Genomic DNA, 3661 nt, shown 5'->3' on the forward strand with positions numbered 1-3661 from the left:
TAAATCAAATCGGTTTATTATATCATCAAATTTTTTTTTGTTATAATCAGCTTCATTAAAAAAACGTGCTAATCTTTCTCTGTCAGTTGATCTCCATGTTTGAAGCATTATTGCCATCAGGTATTCGGCTCTAAGTATAAAGGTTTTCTCACCAAATAATTGAACCGGCAGTTTATTAATCAGAGCTTCATTTACTAAACTATTATAAGCTAATAAAAATTGTACGGGAATGCCTGCAATAATTATATGTTCTCCTTCAGTTTGATAATTATTATCATTTGCCCAGTTGTATAATGAATCCAAGGGTGCTAATGTATTTATAACAGATGCAATATTAACTATTAAATCTAAATCGTAAGTAATCGATGGTTCAACATAATAAAACTGTGCCATTCCACCTGCAATAGCATATTCCTTAATGATATTACTGTCAACTAATTCATTTAATATTTGCAGTGTTTTTTTCATTACCAATTAAATTTGCTTATTTGCAATATAGTATTCAAAACCCAATCACGGGGATTCTTTCCCTTCTTCCTGCAAGGCTAAAATGTAGGCTTCAATAGCTTCTTTGATATTAATACTGACTTCTTCTACGGTTTCGCCTTGTGAATGACAACCTTCTAAGGCAGGCACTTCTGCCCAATATCCACCTTCTTAAGCTTTATGTAAAATTATAGTGTATTCCATTTTATTCCTTTTAAAATAGCAAAGCTAATTAGTTTTGAGCTCTATCAGTTTTTAGTCCCGATTTTCGGGATCTACGCTTTGCTGCGATTTTGAGCCTGCCTGACCTGTGCCTGACGCCTGCCTGACCTGCCTGACGCCTGCCCGCGGTAGGCAGGGTAGGTAGGCGGTAGGCAAGTGTTTAGTGTTTAGTTAAAAGAGGATAACTAAAACCTTAAAACTAAGAACTAACAACTATTTTAGTTTTTAGTTGTGAAAAGTCAAAAGAAAGATTTAAATATAAAAAGAAAGATTTTTATAGAATCATTATAAATTCACAAACTTAAGTAACTTGATGAACCCAAAAGTGATTTGTTACAAATTTAATCAACGAGTTTACTTTATTCTTACGTTATATACTTTTCCCAGATCTTTTCAAGTTCCATTTCCCTGATTTTATTATTAAGGAATTTTGAATCAATTATTTCCTTGGAATAATTAAGGATTGATTTGATATCAGAAATATGTTTTTGTGAACCGCCTTCTTTAAAGAATTCAAGTTTCTTAACAATCACATATTCCGGCGGAGCTATATAAATTGTTGTACCAAGGAACTCCAATTCCTTTTTGTTTTCCATTGCCCATTTTTGGAATCCATCCTGTCCGGCAAAATAAATATCGGCTTTAAAACCAGTATCGTGGTGGATAATATTTAACTGTCCTCTTGCATACCTGTTTACTTCTGTTCTTATAATTTCCATAGGTGGGCAATAAAATTGTTCCATAGGAAAAAGATTATAAAAACTCTCCGCCTGTTTTTCTACCAGGTTAATTACCAGATCGATATCATGAGTCATTCGTGGTTCACCATAAACAATTGACGCTACAGAGCCAGTAATGAAATACTCTATTTTATTCCGGTTCAATATATCGGTATAAATTGCAAAAAGATTAAGTTCTTGCATTACTGAATATCTCTTTTACTTTTTCCCGTATATCTTTTTCAGTTAGTTGTGGGTTAAACTTTTTTAATGCAGTAAATTTTAATTCACGTGCAAGGTAATAAAGTTTTAATGATTCAATCAATTTCTTTTCGGGGCTTAGATTTAATTTAACAAATGCCATAACTAAGAATTATAAATTTTGAATTATTAAAAGTAAAACGACAGATGACAAAAGACAGAACTAAGAGAATTTTTAGTGTTGAGCCTGCCTGACGCCTGCCTGCGGTACATAGGCGTCAACTTAAGAATATTAATTTCTGATTAATTAATTGCTAATTATTTTATTTTTCGGTTTAATAAGCATTTTTTATTATATCATGCCTACGGCATTTTGCACTATTTTTTCTTTCTATTTCTACAATTATATCATCCCTCTGGGATGAAGAAATATACATCCCGATAGGCTTGCCTGCTGCAAGCAGGGATGACATATAAAACATTTATTTATTCAGAAATCAAAACAATTGTACAAATTTTGATTGAAAAACATAATCGTTAAGTTGACGCCTATGTGCCTGCGGTAGGTAGGCGGTAGGCAAGTGTTTAGTGTTTAGTTTTTAGTGCTTAGTTTTTAGTTGAAAATTGTAAAACGATAAACGAAAGATGTAAAACGAAAAGATAGAACTGTTAGAGTTTTAAGTTGTGAGTTCTAAGTTTTTAGTTAAAAACCCAATAGTACAAAAATTATAACTAATTAGTCACCTTACACAAAGAATTGTAATTGTCATATGGAGCGGGGTGAAATATCTCAAACCAGTCTGAAATCGAGGTGTCGAGATTCTTCACTCTGTTCAGAATGACAATTTTGCGTAAGGTGACTAATTATTTAGGTTTTATACTCTGTCTCGTTCTTTTGCTGAATCTTAAGCGAACTCAAACTGAATTTTTTTTAACTCCATTACGGGAATACGTTTGCTGACATTTAATATTTCAATCCCGACAACACTATCGTTCTTATTAAAATCTAATATTATTCCCTCTTTAACTTCTTCGGAATCTAATATTTCCGAATCATCCAATCGGATATATAAAGCATCAACATTCTGATCATAATGTAATTTCATATATTTTTCCCTTTCATTCTTCTATCCAAAAATGCAGTTATAATTTCTTTTGGTTCAGTATTTTTTTTACATATTACCCGCAATATTCTATTATCATACTTAACGATTTTGTAAAATCTATGTTCAATATTTACATCTTTTATATCGGCCTCAATAAAATCAGGATAATTTAAAGCATTTTCAATCCATTCAAGTGGTATCTTTCGTTCTTCTTCAACTTTTTGAGCATGTAATGAAAGTTTATATTGCATTTTAAGTATAGGGCTTCCACTTTAATTGTTTTGGGTTAGGGTCTATTTATTTTTGAGCCTTATTTAGTTTTAGTCCCGATTCTCGGGATCTACGCTTTGCTGCGATTTTGAGCCTGCCTGACCTGCCTGACCTGCCTGACGAGTCTGTTGCACAACTCAATTTTTCAATAAAGTTAATTAAGACACAAAGCGAAATAATATTTTAATAGATCAATAATATTTTTTAAAAAGCTATCAGAAACTGCTTTAATTTTCTTATGATTTATACTTTTAATTAATCTCTTCAGATTTTGAACAGTTGCAATCATAAATGAATTTTTTTGAGCTTTATCTTTCCCTTTTGTCGTAAATTTCTTCAATCCATGATAGAGCTTTCCTTCTCCAAATAATGGCTCCGGTCCTGTCTTCCTTAACATCATTGCTCTTTTACCAAGACGTGTACGCAGTCTTTTTTCCAATCGCTCATATTCATCCAGATAAATTGAATGTTGCACCTTACGTGATTTTTTCCCCCGCGTACAACTTTCTTTTATCTGACAATTTTTACATTCTTCAAAACTACAAGAATATGTTTTTGATTTTCTTTTTGTTGTATATCGATATCTTAAGATTTTATTGTTTGGGCAAACGTATTCATCTTTTTCTTTATCATATCTGAATTTCTCTTTTGATATGC

At 31.8% G+C, this 3661-nt stretch carries 6 protein-coding genes; all 6 read right to left on the reverse strand.

The annotated features are described in order from the left end of the window. Positions 1-468, reverse strand: a 468-nt coding sequence (locus NTX22_07525) for a hypothetical protein (protein MCX6150352.1), incomplete at its 3' end; no start/stop codon positions are given. Positions 469-1073: 605 nt separating this feature from the next. Next, a complete protein-coding gene (locus NTX22_07530; GenBank protein MCX6150353.1) occupies positions 1074-1631 on the reverse strand; it encodes a hypothetical protein in 558 nt (185 codons plus the stop codon). Continuing rightward, on the reverse strand, positions 1618-1791 hold the full coding sequence (locus NTX22_07535; protein MCX6150354.1) for a hypothetical protein: 174 nt from the start codon (positions 1789-1791) through the stop codon (positions 1618-1620). The genes NTX22_07530 and NTX22_07535 overlap by 14 nt, the downstream gene beginning before the upstream one ends. Before the next feature lie 742 nt (positions 1792-2533). Further along, a complete protein-coding gene (locus tag NTX22_07540) occupies positions 2534-2734 on the reverse strand; it encodes a DUF2283 domain-containing protein (GenBank protein ID MCX6150355.1) in 201 nt (66 codons plus the stop codon). Then, positions 2731-2985, reverse strand: a complete 255-nt coding sequence (locus tag NTX22_07545; protein MCX6150356.1) for a DUF4258 domain-containing protein — start codon at positions 2983-2985, stop codon at positions 2731-2733. The genes NTX22_07540 and NTX22_07545 overlap by 4 nt, the downstream gene beginning before the upstream one ends. Before the next feature lie 173 nt (positions 2986-3158). Further along, on the reverse strand, positions 3159-3661 hold a 503-nt coding region (locus NTX22_07550), incomplete at its 5' end, for a transposase (GenBank protein ID MCX6150357.1).

Source organism: Ignavibacteriales bacterium (genome assembly GCA_026390815.1).
In the GTDB taxonomy this organism is placed as follows: domain Bacteria; phylum Bacteroidota; class Ignavibacteria; order Ignavibacteriales; family SURF-24; genus JAPLFH01.

What these genes read in the sequence shown, in the direction of transcription:
- NTX22_07530 (MCX6150353.1), bottom strand. Translation starts at nt 1,631, where the DNA reads ATGCAAGAACTTAATCTTTTTGCAATTTATACCGATATATTGAACCGG.
- NTX22_07540 (MCX6150355.1), bottom strand. Translation starts at nt 2,734, where the DNA reads ATGAAATTACATTATGATCAGAATGTTGATGCTTTATATATCCGATTG.
- NTX22_07545 (MCX6150356.1), bottom strand. Translation starts at nt 2,985, where the DNA reads ATGCAATATAAACTTTCATTACATGCTCAAAAAGTTGAAGAAGAACGA.
- NTX22_07535 (MCX6150354.1), bottom strand. Translation starts at nt 1,791, where the DNA reads ATGGCATTTGTTAAATTAAATCTAAGCCCCGAAAAGAAATTGATTGAA.